At 68.2% G+C, this 18,615-nt stretch carries 16 protein-coding genes; 2 read left to right on the top strand and 14 right to left on the bottom strand.

Annotated elements, in window-relative coordinates:
* Window positions 1–90 precede the first annotated feature (90 nt).
* The 7 genes from M8I34_RS03510 to M8I34_RS03480 all read right to left on the bottom strand — a co-directional run bounded on the left by M8I34_RS03510 (window position 91) and on the right by M8I34_RS03480 (window position 9,482).
* Window positions 91–2,865, bottom strand: a complete 2,775-nt coding sequence (locus tag M8I34_RS03510; protein WP_250047971.1) for a polynucleotide kinase-phosphatase — start codon at window positions 2,863–2,865, stop codon at window positions 91–93.
* Between the two features lie 122 nt (window positions 2,866–2,987).
* Window positions 2,988–4,667, bottom strand: coding sequence for a 3' terminal RNA ribose 2'-O-methyltransferase Hen1 (locus tag M8I34_RS03505; protein WP_250047827.1), 1,680 nt, complete (start codon window positions 4,665–4,667; stop codon window positions 2,988–2,990).
* Between the two features lie 185 nt (window positions 4,668–4,852).
* Window positions 4,853–5,776, bottom strand: coding sequence for an LLM class F420-dependent oxidoreductase (locus M8I34_RS03500; protein ID WP_250047826.1), 924 nt, complete (start codon window positions 5,774–5,776; stop codon window positions 4,853–4,855).
* A 594-nt stretch (window positions 5,777–6,370) separates the two neighbouring features.
* Window positions 6,371–6,826, bottom strand: a complete 456-nt coding sequence (locus M8I34_RS03495; protein ID WP_244418234.1) for a DUF6099 family protein — start codon at window positions 6,824–6,826, stop codon at window positions 6,371–6,373.
* A 358-nt stretch (window positions 6,827–7,184) separates the two neighbouring features.
* Window positions 7,185–7,544 (bottom strand): nucleotide pyrophosphohydrolase, encoded by a 360-nt coding sequence (locus M8I34_RS03490; protein ID WP_250047825.1) that lies wholly within the window; start codon window positions 7,542–7,544, stop codon window positions 7,185–7,187.
* The gene (locus M8I34_RS03485; RefSeq protein ID WP_250047824.1) at window positions 7,541–9,037 is read right to left on the bottom strand and encodes a biotin transporter BioY; all 1,497 of its coding nucleotides are present in this window, start codon (window positions 9,035–9,037) and stop codon (window positions 7,541–7,543) included. The genes M8I34_RS03490 and M8I34_RS03485 overlap by 4 nt, the downstream gene beginning before the upstream one ends.
* A gap of 55 nt (window positions 9,038–9,092) precedes the next feature.
* Window positions 9,093–9,482, bottom strand: coding sequence for a cell division protein SepF (locus M8I34_RS03480; protein WP_250047823.1), 390 nt, complete (start codon window positions 9,480–9,482; stop codon window positions 9,093–9,095).
* A gap of 220 nt (window positions 9,483–9,702) precedes the next feature.
* On the opposite strand from M8I34_RS03480, the gene M8I34_RS03475 reads away from it, so the two are divergent.
* The gene (locus M8I34_RS03475) at window positions 9,703–10,860 is read left to right on the top strand and encodes a magnesium and cobalt transport protein CorA (protein WP_250047822.1); all 1,158 of its coding nucleotides are present in this window, start codon (window positions 9,703–9,705) and stop codon (window positions 10,858–10,860) included.
* Between the two features lie 102 nt (window positions 10,861–10,962).
* Here M8I34_RS03475 and M8I34_RS03470 read toward each other — a convergent pair whose 3' ends face one another.
* From M8I34_RS03470 to M8I34_RS03440, 7 genes are all read right to left on the bottom strand, one after another.
* Window positions 10,963–11,550, bottom strand: coding sequence for an O-methyltransferase (locus M8I34_RS03470; protein ID WP_250047821.1), 588 nt, complete (start codon window positions 11,548–11,550; stop codon window positions 10,963–10,965).
* 32 nt (window positions 11,551–11,582) lie between these two features.
* Entirely contained in the window at window positions 11,583–12,353 is a 771-nt protein-coding gene (locus M8I34_RS03465) for a sulfite exporter TauE/SafE family protein (protein WP_250047820.1), read from the bottom strand.
* Complete coding sequence (locus M8I34_RS03460; protein WP_250047819.1) at window positions 12,350–12,877, bottom strand: cupin domain-containing protein; 528 nt, start codon at window positions 12,875–12,877, stop codon at window positions 12,350–12,352. The genes M8I34_RS03465 and M8I34_RS03460 overlap by 4 nt, the downstream gene beginning before the upstream one ends.
* A 3-nt stretch (window positions 12,878–12,880) precedes the next feature.
* Window positions 12,881–14,659 (bottom strand): FAD/NAD(P)-binding protein, encoded by a 1,779-nt coding sequence (locus M8I34_RS03455; protein WP_250047818.1) that lies wholly within the window; start codon window positions 14,657–14,659, stop codon window positions 12,881–12,883.
* A gap of 13 nt (window positions 14,660–14,672) precedes the next feature.
* Complete coding sequence (locus tag M8I34_RS03450; protein WP_250047817.1) at window positions 14,673–15,953, bottom strand: pyridoxal phosphate-dependent aminotransferase; 1,281 nt, start codon at window positions 15,951–15,953, stop codon at window positions 14,673–14,675.
* 24 nt (window positions 15,954–15,977) lie between these two features.
* A complete protein-coding gene (locus M8I34_RS03445; RefSeq protein WP_250047816.1) occupies window positions 15,978–16,745 on the bottom strand; it encodes an iron-containing redox enzyme family protein in 768 nt (255 codons plus the stop codon).
* 895 nt (window positions 16,746–17,640) lie between these two features.
* The gene (locus M8I34_RS03440) at window positions 17,641–18,018 is read right to left on the bottom strand and encodes a hypothetical protein (RefSeq protein ID WP_030991829.1); all 378 of its coding nucleotides are present in this window, start codon (window positions 18,016–18,018) and stop codon (window positions 17,641–17,643) included.
* 306 nt (window positions 18,019–18,324) lie between these two features.
* Between M8I34_RS03440 and M8I34_RS03435 the strand changes: the two genes are divergently transcribed.
* Window positions 18,325–18,552 carry a hypothetical protein gene (locus M8I34_RS03435; RefSeq protein WP_244418263.1) on the top strand — a complete coding sequence of 76 codons (228 nt, stop codon included), beginning with the start codon at window positions 18,325–18,327 and terminating at the stop codon, window positions 18,550–18,552.
* The last annotated feature ends 63 nt before the right edge of the window (window positions 18,553–18,615 follow it).

The raw sequence follows: 18,615 nt of genomic DNA, 5'->3' as shown, positions 1-18,615 counted from the left end.
GCCGCTCGGACGGCTCGGCGGAGGGAGTCGGGGGATGTCGGGTCGGGGGCGGCGGTCCCCCGCCCCCTCCCCTCGCCGCCCTCTGCCCGTCTACAGCCGTGGGTCCACCGGCTCCGACTCCAGCGCGAGCACCGCGAAGACCGCCTCGTGCACCCGCCACAGCGGTTCGCCGTCCGCCAGCCGGTCGAGCGCCTCCAGGCCGAGCGCGTACTCCCGAAGGGCCAGTGAGCGCTTGTGGCCGAGATGACGTACGCGCAGACGCCTGAGGTTCTCCGGGCGGGTGTACTCGGGCCCGTAGATGATCCGCAGGTACTCGCGGCCACGGCACTTGACGCCGGGCTGGACAAGTCGTCCGTCGCCCTGCCGTATCAGCGCCTGTACGGGCTTGACCACCATGCCCTCGCCCCCGTCCGCGGTCAGGTCCAGCCACCAGGCGACACCGGCCGCGACCGACGCCTCGTCCTCGGTGTCGACGATGATCCGCCGGGTCGTGGCGAGCAGTCCGGGCCGGCCCGTGCCGCCCCCGGCCCTCGCGCCGTCCCGGGCCGCCACCGCGGCCTCGGCCGCGATGAGACGGTCGATCAGGGCCAGCTGGTCGGTGTGCGCCAGCCCGGCAAGGCTGCGGCCCTGCACCGCGAGGATCTGGAACGGCGCGAGCCGGACACCGTCCAGCTCACCGAGCCCGGCAAAGCGGTCCGATCCGCCGGACGCCTCTGAGGTGTTCGGCGCGTCCGGTGCCGCCTCGGCGTCCGACCCACCCGACGCACTCGACGCACTCGACGCACCCGACTCATCGGCGCCGTCCGCCGGATCCGTCCCGACGCGCCAGCAGTAGCGCCGGTACGCCTCCGTGAACGCGGCGGCGTCCGCGGCCCGGTCCCGCTGCCGGGTGAGCAGCGGCGAGACCTCGACTCCTCGGGCGGCCGCCGCCTCCAGCGCGCCGAGCACGTCCGGGAACACCGCCCCGGACGCCGCGCCCACGGCCGCGTACTGCTTGCGCAGCAGACCGGTCGCCTTCAGCGACCACGGCATCAACTCGGCGTCCAGCAGCAGCCAGTCGGTCTCCAGCGCCGCCCACAGACCGGCCTCCTCGGCGCAGTCCCGCACCCGGCGCAGAATGCGCTCGGTCGTCTCCGGGTCGTCGAAGAACGGCCGGCCGGTACGCGTGTACAGGGCGCCCGACGCCCCCTTCGGCAGCCCGACGGGGGCACCACCTCCCCTGCCTTCAGCGCCATGGGGGAGCTCCTCGGCCACCGTCTCGTCGCGGCACACCAGGACCACCGCCCGAGACCCCATGTGCTTCTCCTCGCAGACCACTTCCCGCACACCGTCCGCCCGGTACCCGGCGAACGCCTCCGCGGGATGCTCCAGGTAGCCCTCCTCCGCCGAGGTCGCGCACGGCGCCATCGTCGGCGGGAGGTACGGCAGCAGCCGCGGGTCGATCGCGAAGCGGCTCATCACCTCCAGCGCGGCCGCGGCATTCTCCTCCTTGACCGCGAGCCGGCCCATGTACCGGGTCTCCACGATCCGCCGCCCCGCCACATCGTTCAGATCGAGCGGACGGCCGTCCGCCCCGCCGGGCGCCTCGGTCGCGAGTGGCTTGGTGGGCTCGTACCAGACCCGCTCCGCCGGTACGTCCACCATTTCGCGCTCCGGCCAGCGCAGCGCGGTCATCGCCCCACCGAAGACACAGCCGGTGTCCAGACAGAGGGTGTTGTTGAGCCAGGCGGCACGCGGGGTGGGGGTGTGGCCGTAGACGACGGCGGCGCGGCCACGGTAGTCCTCCGCCCATGGGTAGCGCACCGGCAGCCCGAACTCGTCGGTCTCGCCGGTCGTGTCGCCGTACAGCGCGAAGGACCGCACCCGGCCCGACGTCCGGCCGTGGTACTTCTCCGGCAGTCCCGCGTGGCACACCACGAGGCCGCCACCGTCCAGGACGTAGTGGCTGACCAGCCCGCGGAGGAACTCCCCCACCTCGGCCCGGAAGCCGGCATCCTCCTTGTCCAGCTGCTCGATGGTCTCGGCGAGCCCATGGGTGTGCTGGACCTTGCGGCCCTTCAGGTAACGGCCGAGCTTGTTCTCGTGGTTGCCCGGCACACACAGCGCATGCCCGGCTCCCACCATGCCCATCACCAGACGCAGCACCCCGGGGCTGTCCGGCCCGCGGTCGACGAGGTCGCCGACGAAGACTGCCGTACGGCCCTCGGGGTGCACGGCGTCCACGGCCCGGCCGAGTGCGTCGCGCGCGAGCTCATAGCCCAGCCTGCCGAGCAGGGTCTCCAGCTCGGAACGGCACCCGTGGATGTCGCCGATGATGTCGAACGGGCCGGTCAGATGGCGCAGATCGTTGAACCGCCGCTCCGTGACGACCTCGGCGGACTCCACCTCCTCCTGGCCCCGCAGGACGTGCACCTTGCGAAAGCCCTCGCGCTCCAAGTGGCGCAGGGAACGGCGCAGTTCACGCTGGTGGCGCTGGATGACCCGGCGTGGCAGCCCGGCCCGGTCGGCGCGCGACGCATTGCGTGCGGCGCAGACCTGCTCGGGGACGTCCAGGACGATCGCCACCGGGAGTACGTCGTGCTCCCGGGCCAGCCGCACCAGCTGGGCGCGCGCCTCGGACTGCACATTGGTGGCGTCCACGACCGTCAGCCGCCCCGCGGCCAGCCGCTTGCCCGCGACGAAGTGCAGCACCTCGAACGCGTCGCCGCTCGCGCTCTGATCGTTCTCGTCGTCGCTGACCAGCCCCCGGCAGAAGTCGGAGGAGAGAACTTCGGTCGGCCGGAAGTGCCGGGCGGCGAAGGTGGATTTGCCGGAACCGGTGGCTCCGATCAGCACCACGAGCGAGAGATCGGGCACGGCGAGCATGCGCCGCGCGAGCTCGGAACGGGGCTGCGGCGCGGGCTCGCGAGGCGGCTGGGTCCCGCTCTCCTGCCGGTCCTCGTGCGTGTGCTGGTTCTCGTCCCCGTACTCCGTACGGCCGTCCTCCGTCATGCCGCGACCTCCTTCCCGGTCGTCGAAACACCGCTGCCTTCACGGCCGGCGCTGCCTTCGCTGCCGGCGCTGTCTTCGCTACTGCTGTCGGCCCAGCTCCGGCCGTTTTCACGGCTGCGGCTGTCTGCACGGCTACCGCTGCCTTCACGGCTGCGGCTGCCTTCACGACTGCCGCTGTCTTCTCCACTACCGCTGTCTTCACGGCTACGGCCGCTTGCACGGCGGCTGCCGTCGTCCTCACCGGCCATACGGAAGTGTGCGAGCTGGGTGGGCGGGCCGACCTCGGGGTCGTCCGGGCCCACCGGGGCGAAACTCACCTCGTAGCCGTGTCGCGCGGCGACCTCCCGCGCCCACTGCCGGAACTCCTCGCGTGTCCACTCGAAGCGATGATCCGCATGCCGTACCCGGCCGGCCGGCAACGACTCCCAGCGCACGTTGTACTCGACGTTCGGCGTCGTCACCACGACCGTCCGCGGTCTGGCCGACCCGAACACCGCATACTCCAGCGCCGGCAGCCTCGCCGGATCCACATGCTCGACGACCTCACTGAGCACCGCCGCGTCATACCCCTTCAGCCTGCTGTCGGTGTACGCCAGCGACCCCTGTACGAGCCGTACGCGTTCCGACTGCCGCTCGGGCATCCGCTCCAGCCGCAGCCGGCGCCGCGCCTCGTGCAGCGCCCGCATCGACACGTCCACCCCGACGACCTCGGTGAACTGCCCTTCCTTGAGCAGCGCACCGACCAACTGCCCCTGTCCGCACCCCAGGTCGAGCACCCGCGCCGCCTTGGCCGAGCGCAGCACCGCGAGGATCGCCTCCCGCCGCCGGACGGCGAGCGGCACCGGCTTCTCCTCGGTGTCCGCCTCCTCGTCCACCGCGTTGTCGATCTCCTCTGCGGCCACGTCATCCGACTCGGCCAGCCGCTCCAGTTCCAGCCGCTCCATGGCCTGGCGGGTGAGCGACCACCGCCGCGCAAGGTAGCGGCCGACGATCACCCGCTGCTCCGGGTGGCTCTCCAGCCAGCCCTCGCCGGCCCGCAGCAGCTTGTCGACCTCATCCGGGGCGACCCAGTAGTGCTTGGCGTCGTCGAGCACCGGCAGCAGCACATACAGATGCCGCAGCGCCTCGGCGAGCCTGCACTCCCCTTCCAGTACGAGCCGTACGTAGCGCGAGTCGCCCCACTCCGGGAACGTCTCGTCCAGCGGCAGCGGCTCGGCCTGCACCCTCCAGCCCAGCGGCTCGAAGAGCTTGCGCACCAGCTCCGAGCCGCCCCGGGCCGGCAGCACCGGCACCTCGATGCGCAACGGCAGCGTCTGCGCCACCAGCTCGGGCCGTGCGGTGCACTGCCCCTTCATCGCGCTCGCGAAGACGCTTCGCAGCGCCACCGCCAGCAGCGAGGACGCCGCGTACGGCCGGTCGTTCACATACTGGCCCAGCGCCGAATCCGGAGCGCCGGCATGGCCCTTCCCACGGCTCCGGCGCACCAGGGCAATGGGATCGACCTCCAACAGCAGTGCCGCCGTGCACCGTTGAGCGTCAGCCTCGGGGTACAGGACGTGTGCGGTGCCGTGCGACGTCGAGAACTGCTGCGCCTTGTCAGGGTGCTTGTGCAGCAGGAATCCGAGGTCGGTCGCGGGACGGTCGGCGCTGCCGGTGGTGGTTATCGTCAGGAACACGCGTCCGAGTATTGCGGGAGTACGCCTCGATCCACACCGCTTTTCCGACAGCGCCGCCGGCCGTCAGCCCGGCCGTCAATTCAAGGACGGACGTCAGCCCGGATGTCAGCCCAGACGGACGTCAGCCCCGACTTCAGCTCAGACGTCGGTTCGGACGGACGTCAGCCCGGACATCAGCTCTGCCGTCAGCCCAGCTGCGACTGCACCTGCGCCGAGATCAGTTCGAGGTGGTCCAGATCATCCAGGTCCAGCATCTGGAGGTAGACGCGGGACGCACCGATGGCGGCGTACCGCCCGATCTTGTCGACGACCTCGGCGGGCGAGCCCGCCAGGCCGTTGGCCTTGAGTTCGTCCACGTTGCGCCCGATGGCCGCGGCCCGTCGCGCCACCTCGGCATCGTCCCTGCCGACACAGGCCACGAGGGCGTTGGAGTACACCAGCTCATCGCCCTTCCGCCCGGCGGCTTCAGCGGCCGCCCGCACCCGTCCGAACTGGCGCTCACTGTCTTCGAGCGAGGCGAAGGGGATGTTGAACTCATCGGCGTACTGTGCCGCCAGCCGCGGTGTACGTGTCGCGCCGTGTCCGCCGATCAGCACCGGCACCTTGCCCTGGGCGGGCTTGGGCAGCGCGGGCGAACGCTCCAGCTGGTAGTAGGTCCCGTCGTAGCTGAACTCCTTTCCTGCCTCGGTGGCCCACAGGCCGGTGACGATCGCCAGCTGCTCCTCCAGCCGCGCGAACTTCTCCTTGGGGAACGGAATGCCGTATGCCTTGTGCTCCTCCTCGAACCAGCCCGCGCCGAGGCCGAGTTCCACCCGGCCGCCGGACATCTGGTCGACCTGCGCCACCTGGATGGCCAGCACACCCGGCAGCCGGAAGGTGCCTGCCGTCATGAGCGTCCCGAGACGGATGCGCTTGGTTTCACGGGCCAGGCCCGCCAGCGTGATCCAGGCATCCGTCGGACCGGGCAGCCCGTCGACATTGCCCATACGGAGATAGTGGTCCGAGCGGAAGAAAGCGTCAAAGCCAAGGTCCTCGGTAGCTTTGGCGACCTTCAGAAGGGTGTCGTAGGAGGCCCCTTGCTGGGGCTCGGTGAAGATGCGTAGCTCCATACCTCCATCCTGCACGCCGAACGGCGAACCAATCGTCAGAGGCACATCGATGCACTGGGGTCGGGTCAGATCGGATCGGGTCGGGTCAGGTCGGGCCACCCCTGCCCGCGTGGACGGTGCCGGCAGTGGCGACGGAAGGCGCGGCGCGGCACAGTGACCGGCTGGTCCGGTGCGGGCAACACGGACACCGAACGCCGAGGCCCGGGCCCGGGCCCGGGCCCGGGCCCGGGCCCGAACGCCGACTCCGGACGCCCGACACCGCGACATGGGCGAGGCGAGCAGCGGGGTGGCAGCGACCTGGGGTCAGTGGCCTGTGTGGCAGTGGCCTGGGCTGTGAGGGTGGGTGGCAGTGGCATAGCGGTGGCGATGGCATGCCGGTCGTGGACGAGACGGGCCAACCGCAGCGGGGGAAGCAAGCGTGACGGCGAGCGCGCGCGGGGGCGTGGCGTGGCCTGACACGGGGGCGTGGGGGCGAGGGCGTGGGGTGTGGGGGTTGTGGCGTGTGGGCGTGATCGTCCCCGGCACGCCGTCGGTGAAGCACCGCCAAGCGCATTCCTGCCGCACGGAGGCGGTCGAGTCTGTGTTCTCTCTGCTTCAGGCAGGATTCCGGTCGCGCACCTCCAGCCTCTCCAATATTCCGGCCACGCGATCTCTCGATTCGTCGACCGTGTCCATCGCCTCGACGCAGGTCCAGTACATCCCCTCCTCGTCGGCGAGCAGCACCACGCCCACCAGTGCTTCGCATACTTCTCGCAGCAGCCGGCACAGGCCGGTTAACGCCTCTTTGACATCGCATACTTCAGACAGCTGCGCCGCCCGCAGCCCGCCGGTGACCGATGCCGGGCACAGCAGTCCCCCGCTGAACCGCCCGCCCGCGTCGCCCAACCCTCGCGCTCTGGACCGCACTTCGTACGGCCCGAATATCGCGAGATGGCTGCCGACCGCCTCCGCCAAGGCCTGCGCCTGCCATGCCTCGACGATCACTCCCTGCACTGTGTGCGCCTCCGCCAGACCGCGCCGACTGGCTGCAATGATCCGCACCGCGTCCATCCGCTCCCTCCTTCCCTCATCATTCGCATGCACCCTGCACTCTTTCCACTACCCAGAGTGAGGGTGAACACCCAAAAAAGCCAGGGGAATTCGCAAATCTGTGGACAAGCAAGGCGATGTGGAAAGATCCATGACTCCATAGAGTGACAAAGCGCGCCCGCACCCCCGCTCCATCCCCTCGCACCACAATGTCCCCACCCGTCACACCCCCTGCACAAGTCACGTGAAACGCCCGAAGGGGGCACCCAGGAACCGCCGGCGATCGACAGGCACGGCCGAAGAGCGCCGGGGCGGAGGCCGACCGCCCCCGCCCCGCAGCCCCCCGCCGGCCCCCGCCCGCCGCTACGCCCCCTCGCCCCTACTCCTCACCCTCCCGCGGCCGGTCGGGCCGCGCCGAGCGGACCGCCGGGAAGCGCGACTCATTGCGCTCGATCTTCGCGGCGAGCGCCGCCAGGGCGTCGATCCCCAGCGCCTCGCAGAACTGGAGCAGATACGCCAGTACGTCCGCGACCTCGTCCTCGACCCGGCCGGCCTTCCGCGGGTCGGACATCACCTTCGCCGACTCCTCCGGCGTCAACCACTGGAAGATCTCGACGAGTTCAGCGGCCTCGACGCTGAGCGCCGCGGCCAGGTTCTTGGGCGTGTGGTACTGCTGCCAGTCCCGCGCGGCCGCGAACTCGGCCAGGCGTCGCTGTAGCGCTTGAAGATCCTCACTCATGCCTCTAGGTGTAGCACCTGTACGCCGGGCAGCCCCTCGGCGACCGCGGGGTCACGCACCGTCCCCAGCAGCCGCACATGCCCGCGCTCGGCCATCCGTACGGCCAGCGACACCAGCTCACGTGCCTGTCTGCGGTCCATACAGCGATCCATCCCGTCCGCCATCACCGTCATCTGCTGATGGGCCGACGGCACCTCCCCGACCGGATCCATGGCCAGCACACCCGGCCCGGTGAGCAGTACCAGCGCCAGCGCGACGAACCGCAGCTCGCCATCGCCGAGCTGCTCGACGGGCAGCTCCCCCAGTTCGCCGCGGTCCAGGACGGCTCGCACACCAGCCGCACCCACTGCCCCCGACCCGGCCTGCGGACCTGCCGAACCACCGCGTCCCTCCGCCCCAGGACCGGCGGCGGCCCCTTCTCCCGGCTCGGCGGGCTGCCGCGGCACCGCACGCAGCCCCTCGACGGGGCCGGCACATGCCTCCCGTACGGACGCGACCAGCACCGCATGCCGCCGGGCGCACTCCCGGCTCGTACGGTGCAGCACCGTGGGCAGATTGTCGCAGGCCGACCGCAACCGCCCCTCGTCGCGCGGCTCCCCCGCCTCACGGCCCCAGCCGCCCGCCCCACCGGCGCCTCCGCTCCCCTTGCGCCCCGCACCCCAGACACCGGCAGCTCCTCCTGCCGCCCCCGCCCCGCCGGACCCTCCCGCTTTCCCCGGGCCGCTCACCGGTTTCCCGCGCCCGGCCCCCGAGCCCCCGCCTCGGGCGTTCCCACGAACCCCGGCAGCACGCCCCGCACCACCCCCACCATCCGTACCGCTTCCGCCACCCTCACCGGCCGCGGCACCCAGGCCGCCCGCCCTCGCTCCGCGCATGACCTCCGGCCTCGGGTCGCACACGAACGCCGACCGCAGCGCGACCACGACCTGTTCCGCCGCGGCCAGCACCAGCCGCTGCCCCGCCGTCTTGCCCGCGACGCGCAACGGCAGCAGAGACGTGCCGAGCCGGTCGTCGGGCAGCGGGGCGCGGGTCACCGGAGTCGCGCCCGCGGTATGCCAGGCGGCCTGGACCGCGGGGCGGGTGGGGTCGGTGAGGGCGGTGGTCAGCAGGGTCTCGCCGCCGCCGGTCAACCGCTCACCGACGATGCGCAGTTCCGGCTCGGCCTGTACGGCGAGATCGAGGCTGACGGGACCGGCCGGGCCGTCGACCGTGCACCCGATACGGAAACCGCGGCGCCCCTGTTCGTCGGGACGCGCCCCGGCCGGCACACATGCCGTCGGGCTGCCCGCCACCTCACCCACTGCCCGTGCGAGCGACTCCCCGCTGCCGAGCCTGGCGAGAATTTCGTACGCCTGAAGCGCACTGGACTTGCCGCTGCCGCTCCCGCCACTCAGCAGGGTGAGCGGGGTGAGCGGCAGGGTGACGCCGCGATGGGACTTGAAGGCGGACAGCCGTAACTCCGTGACCGCCGGTCGCACACTGTCGGAATTCATGCAGGGACGCTATGCAGCGCCCCACCCGGAGAACCGTTACGCCTAACAGCTCTTCCTACGAACGGGGGACAGTTCCGACCGCCTCTTCCGCCACCTCGGTGCCGACCGGGGCCAGCAGGAAGACATTGGTGTCGACGCGGTGCATCCCGCTGCCGAGTCCGAAGACGACTCCGCTGGAGAAGTCCAGGATGCGCTTGGCGACATCGCTGTCGGCGCTGCTGAGGTCCAGCAGGACCGGGATCTGCGCCATCAAGTACTCGGCGACCTCACGGGCGTCCGCGAAGGTCTGGACGCGGATGACGATGAACCTCCGCGCCTCCTGTGCCGGCTCCTCCTCGGGGAGGGCACGGTGGTCGGGCCAGGAAGGCCATCCACTGCTGCCGCGGAGCGGGACGACCTCGGCCAGCCCTTCCCACTGCTCGTCGGTGGCATCGGGGCCGTTCACCGAATCACCTCACCCGGGAGAGCGCTGGCTGTCTGCGGTATCTGCATCGCACAATTCTAGAGATAAACATACAAAGCTCGGCGGACGCGACACACGCCGCGCCACGCCCCGTTCCATCCTGCACCATGGCCGCTGACCTGTTCCGACATCCGCGGCAGATATCCTCCGTCGAGATTCTGTGTGCCTGTTCATCCCTACTGTGACGGAGGTTGGTGCTGTCGTGGGCTCTGAGCCTCCCGGCCGGCGGCCGCGTGGTCTGCGCGGCCTGCGCAAGCCCGCCAAGAAGCGGCCCGCCGGGCCCCCGCCCCCCGAGGTCACGGAGGACTCCGACACGGCGGAGCCACCGGCCGAAACCACCAGCAGCGTCATCAACGCCGTCCTCTACCGCGACGGACGCCGCGTCAGCACCCATGACACGCTCGCCGAGGCCTTCCGGCAGCAGCGCGCCACCTCCGGCACCCTCGCCTGGATCGGCCTGCACCGCCCCAGCCGCGACGAACTGCTCACACTCGCCTCGGAGTTCGACCTCCACCCGCTCGCCGTCGAGGACGCCCTGGAGGCGCATCAGCGGCCGAAGCTGGAGCGCTACGGCGGCACCCTCTTCGTCGTCCTGCGCGCCGCGCGCTATCTCGACGACCCGGAGGAGGTCGACTTCGGCGAGCTGCATGTGTTCGTCGGCCGGGACTTCGTGATCACCGTGCGGCACGGCGGCGCCCCCGACCTGACGGCCGTACGCAGGCGCATGGAGAACACCCCCGAACTCCTCAAGCGCGGTCCCGAAGCCGTCCTCTACGCCATCCTCGACGCCGTCGTCGACGGCTATGAGCCGGTCGTCGCCGGCGTCCAGAACGACATCGACGAGATCGAGACGGAGGTGTTCGGCGGTGACCCCCGGGTCTCCCGCCGCATCTACGAACTCTCCCGCGAGGTCGTGGAGTTCCAGCGCGCCACCCGCCCGCTGAACGGCATGCTGGAGGGCCTGACCGCGGGCTTCGAGAAGTACGCCATCGACGAGGAACTCCGCCGCTATCTGCGCGATGTGGCCGACCACGTACTGCACACCACGGACCGCGTGGACGGCTTCCGGCAGGCGCTCCAGGACATCCTCACCGTCAACGCGACGCTGGTGAACCAACAGCAGAACGCCGAAATGCGGGCCCTGGCCGAGGCGGGCTTCGAACAGAACGAGGAGATCAAAAAGATCTCCTCCTGGGCGGCGATCCTGTTCGCGCCCACCCTGGTGGGGACCATCTACGGCATGAACTTCGACAGCATGCCGGAGTTGCACTGGGTGCTCGGATACCCCTTCGCCATCGTTCTGATGGCGATTGTGTGCACCAGTCTGTACCTCATCTTCAAGCGGCGGGACTGGCTCTGAGCAGCCGTTGAGAGGGCCTCGTGCGACGCGCAAGGCGAAGGATGCGCGCGAGAGCTCACGACTGCCTCAGAGGGTGGGGGAATCTCTTGTAGCAGGGGCCCGTTACGCGTCCTCCTTCAGGATCACCAGCTCGCCTTTGCCGATCGGGGAAAGGGAGCTGAGGTAGCCGTCCGAGGCCGCGACCAGCCGGTTGAAATCCTCCATCTGGTGGGCGTGGGAGATCGCGTTGTCGACCACGAGCAGGTGGCCGTCCGCGAGGATCCGCTGGAGCGAGGGCCACCAGTCGGCGTACTGTCCGCGATCGCTGTCCAGAAAAATGAAGTCGTACTCGCCCGCCTCGCACGTCGCGATGAATCGGCCGGCCTCGTCCTCGATCTGCTGAATGCGGGGACCGAGCCCGGCCCGCTGAAAGTTCCGCTCGGCCATCGCGCGCTTGTGAGGTGCCTGTTCGATGGTGGTGACCGTGCCGTCCTCGCCCACGGCATCGGCGAGCCACAACGTCGAGTAGCCGTTCGACGTCCCGATCTCCAGCACCTTCTTGGCCTTGGATGCCTTGACAAGCAACGCGAGGAACACGCCGGTGTCGTGCGTGATGTTCAGCATCTTCCGGCTTCGGTCGTCCGTCGCCGCATCGTTGGTACTGCCGAATTCCTCCAGCTCACCCAGCAGTTCGGCGAGACCGTGATCCATGGTGGGTCCTCTCCTTGCTTCATGAAGCCTCATCAGCCGACCAGGCTCTGTACCGCGACATACAGGCCGAGGAGCAACAGGGCGACACACAGTACTGTGCGAAACTTTTCCTCGGAGATCCTCTGGCGAATCCGGTTGCCGACCGACATCCCGAGAAATGCCGGGGCCAAGGCGGCGGCCGACATGACGCCGAGATTCATGCTGAGCAGGTCCTGCGTCCGCAGCGACCATGCCAGGCCAACGGTGGAGAGCGTGAAGAGGATCCCCATGCTCTGCACCAGTTGGTCGCGCAGCAGCCCTATGGATTGCAGATAGAAGACTCCTGGGACGGCTGACGAGCCGGTCATTCCGGTGAGGAAGCCGTTGGTGGCTCCGAAGACCACACCCGCGGGGTGGTGCCACCATCTGTCTCTGATGTTCACCCGGAGCTTGAACAGCCCGAGCAAGCCGTACACCGCGAGCCCCAGGCCGAGCAGAGCGGACATCACATCGGCCCGGAAGTAGCTCAGGGTGAACGCACCCGAGACGGTGAAGAGCGTGGCCGCCAGGAGAAACGGCCATGTGAGCCGAACGGCTTCCCGGCCGTGACCACCGCGCGACGCCTGAAGCACGTTGGTCAGAAACGTCGGAATGAGAATCAGCGCCTTCGCGGGGTGGATCCCGACCGTCGCGGCGAGAATCCCGAGGACGACGGGCGGCAGGCCGAGCCCGGTCAAACCCTTGATCAACCCACCCGCGAAGAACGTCAGAACAATCAACGTGACGGTGGCCACGTCGAAGGAGAGCAGGGCCGTGTCGGTCAAGAGTTACGGCCACTCCGCGGGTGCGCGGTCTCCAACCCACGGGAGGCGAAGCACCGCAGTGCCGCCACGACGTCGGCCTGCTCCTCCGAGTCCAGGACCTCGGGCTTGTCCTGTTCGAAGTGATCGGCGAGTTTGCTGATGTCGCTCTTGCGATCCTGGATATAGACGGCACCGCCCGTGACCTGCGTCGCGGTGCGCTCGGCGAACTGCCCCGCGATGTCCTTGGCGGCCGGGACGAAATTGATGTCGAAATCGCCGATCTGGAGCAGGACGTAACGTGAGGGCGTTCCGACAGGTGCGCCGTTGACGAACCTGTGCTTGCTCGGGTGGGGAACCTGGAACACCTGATCCGGATGGACGGTGAACACCTCGTCCGTATCCGGCAGTTCGATCGTGATCTGACCCCGTGAGCAATACATCATATCGGACACTTCATTATGGAAGTGATAGGGGACAGCCTTGTGGTCGAGATTGAACAGGCTGACCCGCAGGCCGTCCTGATAATGGAACTCTTTCATCTCCATTGTTCAGCTCCCTGTCTCGCTGGTGACCAACCCGGGGCCGTCGACGACGGCGGATCGTGCGGTGACGGACGCCGCGGCGTCGAGCCACTCGTCGGCAACCCGCTCGGCCGCCTCGACGAATGCGCCGGCAAAATTGTGTTCGTGCTGCCAGAACCTGACGGGCGAACCGTAGGAGGTGAGATACGGCGACGGAACGCACCCGCCGCCCGTCCGCCTCAGCACCCGATACCCGCCGTGGGCGTCGAGCGCGATGCCGCCCGTGACGTATCCCCCTTCCTCGTGCGGGACGATCTCGCCTCGCCGCAGAAGGTTCTGCACCAACGGTGACGGATGGTTCTCCATGCTGAAGTCCTGCCCGCTGGCCCGGATCACGCAGTCCGCCCGCAGGGTCGACTGCCGGCCCTCGTCGGTCCGGTGGGCGATCCGGAAATCACCGTCTTCCCCCACTGCTGTGTGCGGCGCGTCATAGCCCTGCTTGACGGTCGTCAATACTCCGGCGTCCATCAAAGCAAGGAGCTTTTCCGCGTTGGCGGACGGCATCGGCACGGCCGTCCGAATGAAGTGGGTGTCGAGCAGACGGTCGTACGTAGCCTTGTCAGACGCTTCGAGCTGGTTGTAGAAGCGCATCCTCCGCGCTTTCAAGGCAATGGTGTAGACGAGGTTGCCGGTGTACGAGTCCCGGAGATCGCTCGTGAGTTTTTCCTTGGCGGAGTGATAGCGGGGGTTTTTGATGTCGTTCCAGCCCACTGCCCCCGCAGTTGCCCGGCGCAGGTCCTTGTCCAAGAGCTCCAGAATGCGCTCGATCTTCAGATGCCCTTGGTGTTCGCGCCGGATCTCCGCGAGGCGCTCCTCCGTGAGATGGCGCGGCTCGTACGGTGCGAGCGGCCCCCGAACGGGAGAGAAGAACCCGCTGCGCGATCCGGCGACAATGTGCAACGGCTCTTCGCCGGCCCGCGTCGCCGGCTGGTACGACGCGATGTGACCGTCGTCGGTGTAGGTGAACTCGCCGTCACCGCACAAGGTCATGATGGCGTCGATGCCGCTCGGGCCCATCCCCTGAACGAACACACGGGGCCGCTCGCCGCGTGCGCGTCGCGACCGGACGCGTTCGGCGACGGCGGAATTCACCGCGTCCGGCGGATAGGGCGAGGTGAGGTATCCACCCTCTCCGGAAAGCGGGTCGGTCGCCTTGGACTGCCAGTGACCGGTGCTCAGCAGGACGCGGTCGATCCCGTCCACGGTGAACTCGTGGTCGGTATCGAGGCTACGGAGGGAGAGGGCGAAACCCTGCTCCGTCGCGCAGCCGTCGACGGCCTCGTGGCGCACGTACTGCTGAGTGTCGATGCCATGCGCACGGGCCCGCTCGACGGCCTCCTGGAACCGCTTTTCGAGATACCGGCCGAACAACGCACGCGGATAGAACTCGCCGTTGTCGGGCTGCCATTCACTGAGCTCGATGCCGGGGTGGGTCTCCAGGACCAGCTCCGGATGATCCCTGATGAGCCATGGTTTGCTCTCGGCCAGCCAGTCGACGAAATCATTGCCATGGATCCCCATGGTGCTCGCCTCGTTGTTGCACCGGTGCGCAAGCTGGACGTTGTCTTTCGCGTAGGGATATCCCGGCCCGTTCACCGGCCCCCGCTCCACCGTGACGATCGTGACGGCCGAGGGGGAGAGCGAGGGCCTACGGCGTGGATCGGTGAGTCGTTGCACCACATGCCACAACGCGCAGGTGCCTGCGAAACCTGTGCCGATGATGCAGTAGGTGATGCTGCCCCTCATCTTGGCATTCAGGTCAGGACTCCAAGCGTGTGAGGGCGCGCCTGATACGTATGCCGGCCTTGCTCACGAGCGCACCCGTCCGGCCGCAGTTGATCCGCACGAGGTGATCCAGGGAGTGGCCCTCCGCGAAATGGCTGCCGCAGATCGTGGCGACCTTCGCCTCGTCCAGCAGAAACTGATCGGCCTTGCTGTAGCCCTGCTTCTGGTAGGCGTCGGCGTAGCTCGAAAAGTCGACGAAGAGGAAGTAGCCCCCTTGGGCAGGGCTGATCTTCAACGAGGGGACGGCTTCGAGCTCGCGCAGCATGGTCTGGAGATTGGTCCGCGCCGCCTTCGCCCTGGCGGCCGCCACCTCGTCCATTTCCGGCTGCAAGGCGATGTGCGTCGCGATCTGCCCGTAAGTGGAGGCGAACGAGGTGAGGTTGACCTGTGCGCGCGCCGCCGCGTCCACGATGTCCGGCGGACCGCAGAGGTAACCGATCCGATCGCCGTGCATGCCGTACGTCTTGCCCGGTCCGGTCACTGACAGCGTCCACGGCCGCATGGAGCAGCGGCTGCCGTCGGCGAGCGGAACATCGAGGGCGGCAAACGTCTTGGCGCGGGCCCCCACGATATGAGCCTCGTAGGGAGAGTCGAACAGGACATGGACCGGGCTCTCGCCGCGTGACTCGCGCCGCGCATTGTGCCGGGCGACGACCTCGGCCAGCGCCGACAATTCCTCGGTCGAATAGACCTTGCCCGTCGGGTTGATGCAGTCGCCGAGCACGACAATCTTGGTTCGCTCCGAGAGCGCACCCTCAAGAGCCGGCGCCGTAAGGCCGTCCTGCGCCGTGACCAGGACGGTCTGCGGAATGGCTTCGTGCAGCCGCACCATGTCCGAGTAGTGCGGCCAGTTGGGGACAGGGATCACGACTTCGTCGCCCGGGTTCAGCAGGGCATGGAAGAGTACCGAAATCGAACCCTTCACACCGCCCGGCGTGACCATGATTTCACGGTCCGGGTCGTACGCGATTCCGTGGAGGCGAGCCACACGCGCGGCCACGGACTCCAGCAGGAACGGAAACCCCTTGATGGGCGCAAAGGCATGAATCGTGCCGGACTGCTTCTCCACGAACTCGGTCACACCTCGGTCGATCCGGGGATCGGTCGGTGTGTCCAGCGCGCCGATGCTGAGGTCGATGATCTGCTCGTCCTCGGGGAGCACCTTGTTGAGCGCGACGATCTTCGCCGCGGTTCCGTGAGTCACCGATTCTGGAATGCTCAGAACGGCATCGGATATGCCACGATTCTTCTGCACGGTCGGCCGAGTCACCTCTCCCCGCTAGGAATTCAACTTGCGGACGGCCTTGTGCATCGCGTTCCACATTTCCTGTTGTATCTTCAGCGTCTCGTTCGCGCCGTAGGCGATCTCGGCGACGTCGGCGTCGGTGCGACAGTTGTTCTGGACGCACTTCTTCGCGTCGGCGGCATGGCGTTCCTCGACGCCCTCATCGCCGACGTGGACGTTGAAGTAGATCTCGACGTTGTTGACGAACTCGGATTCCGGCTGCTTGTTGTTGCTGTTGCGGAACGCCGTACGGCAGACCTGAAGCATCCTGTCGGCGTGGGACTCCAGGGCCATCGCGACGCCCAGCATGCGGTGGTAGTTGGCGCCCAGCAGCTCCCGGGTGCGCTCGCGGTACGCGAACGTCTCCGGGATGACCAGGTCGCTGTTGCGCGCATCCTTCACGAGTAACGGCGCCAGGCCGAACTCCACCTTGCCATGTAAGTTGTGGGCGTTTTCCATCAACACCTCATGGCAATGGGCGGCCTCGCCGTTCCCGGCCTCCTCGTTGAGGATGAAGGAGAACAGGACCAGCGTGTCCCGATCGTCGTTGGCTGCCGCCTGGGCGCACACGTGGGCGATGCCCTTGACCGTGCCCTCGGTGCGCTGGAAGAAGTTCGCCCGGTGGAAGTCGTAGGTGGCGCTGTTCCATGGCGAGTTCTTCAGGAACGTGAAGTAGTCGTTGTCGTAGACCGGGTGCCGGTCCAGCTCGTCCATGAGCGACGCGACTTGATCGTGAAGTGCAGTTGCCGTGATTGTCGTCATCTTGCTTCACCCCAGTTCACACAGGTGTGGATCGTGGTCAATAAGATGGTCAAAATTGACGCACCGATCCACTGGATAGATGCCCTTACGACGTCTTCGATTGCGCTTGATCACTCTTCGCGAGCCATCGTGGCGGCCCTGCCGAAAAAACGCGAGAGCTCTCCCGCGAATTCATCCACCTCGTACGACGAGAATCGTTCGGACTCACGGGAAGCAGATCTCAACCCGCGGCCGAGAGAAGGTCACTCACTCTCCCCGCGCACCGCACTGCGTCGAGAAAAAGATGAGACCCGGAATCGGACAGGACCGAAGAAACCTACAGGCCTCTCCCCCGGTGAAGGCAGACAAATCGCTGAACGTATATCCACCCTCCAGGTGAGCCACGATGACCACCCCGGCGTTCGGTCGTGATCCATGATTGCCTAAAGGTTGATTCGGGGACAGTCTTTACCGGCCACTTGTCGAGAGCCGGACCACTACCCATGGTCACGGTTCAGTTACTCGGCCGGGAACGTCGGTACGGGGTAACCGGAGGGCCACGATGGTGCGGCAGTGGCGGCTGGGGCCGCGCTGCCCCAGGAAGAACCGCCCTCTGAGACTCCGGTGCGCCGGGTACCGGGTCATGACATGACGGCGAACTCCGGGGGACCCGGTCCTGCATGACCGGAAGTCATAGTCGGCTTGAAGTAAGCAGTCCGGGCCCGAGAGATCGCCTCTCGGTTGGAGCGGTTCGGCGATCGCACCGTGAGAGAGAGCCCCAGTGGGACCGCACCTTCCCGGCCCTCGCTTCCCTCCCGTCGGCGTCGGGGCGGCTTCCCCGCAGGTGAAACGCCACTCGGGCCGGACCCCTGGCAGGGGCCGGCCCGAGTGACCGTGGTGCGGTGTCCGGCTGTTACTACGGCCGGACGAGGAGGATCGAGTTGATCGGCGTCAGGTTCTTGTCGACGTAGTAGCCGGGCTGGAGGTAGCCCTGGCAGTCCCCCGTGCCGTTGTAGCCCGTGCAGGTGCGAGCCGTCGCGCCCCCGGTCTGGTTGTTCAGGACGTAGTGCTGCCCGACCTGGTTGTTGAGGTTGTGGGCGCCGTAGCTGTAGAAAGCGAGCGACGGGCGGTCGCCGTTCCAGCCGGCGTTCTGCGGGTAGACGCAGACGGCGCCGGACGGACAGCCGTGCAGACTGCCCGCGGCCTGGGCCGCGTTGGCGCTGGTGGCGCTGACCGTGGTCAGGGCGCCGGCGGCGAGCGCCAGAGCGGCGGCGGCCTTGGTGAACTTTCGCATGGTGTTCCCCCTAGTGATCCGGTGGCGTGACGTGCCGTGCAGACCCCGGCCGTATGCGGCGCGAAGGGCTGTACTGCCGTCGCGTCAGGCAGTTTGCCCGGGGTGCCCGGGCCGCACCATCTATTCGGTCTGGACCGAAATCGGGGGCCGAAGAAACTGGGCCTGTGGTAACCGGGGTGGTCGTCGGGCGGCAGTGCCCCTAAAGGACGTCTCCCCATCAGGGGGCTGGACGGCACGTTGGCAGGTTGTCGCCGCGTGCTCCATGAGCAGCGTGGATGCGGTGACGCCCCCCATATAGTCGGGCTCATGAGCGAGGGGGAGAAGAACGAGTGGCGTAGCCGTCAGGCAGTCCGGGTCGGGCTGTTCGTGTGCGGTGTACTGCTGGCCGGTGTCCTGGTGTTGAGCGTGGCCTGGTGGGTCGGCTGGTGGACCCCCGGATTCGGGTGGCTGTCGGCGAGGCTGGCGGCGAAGGCGGTCGTCGGTCTGTGTCTGGGGTTCGCGGCGCTGGTGGCCTGGGTCAAGAAGCGTGCGTGAGGCCGGTTTCCGGCGACCCGCCGTGCCGGCCGGGCGCGCCCGTAGCGACCCGGGAAGGACCGG

The organism is Streptomyces sp. MCA2 (assembly GCF_023544705.1).
GTDB lineage: Bacteria > Actinomycetota > Actinomycetes > Streptomycetales > Streptomycetaceae > Streptomyces > Streptomyces decoyicus.
Note: the sequence above shows the minus strand (reverse complement) of the source record. Positions and strands in the feature narration are given on the sequence as shown.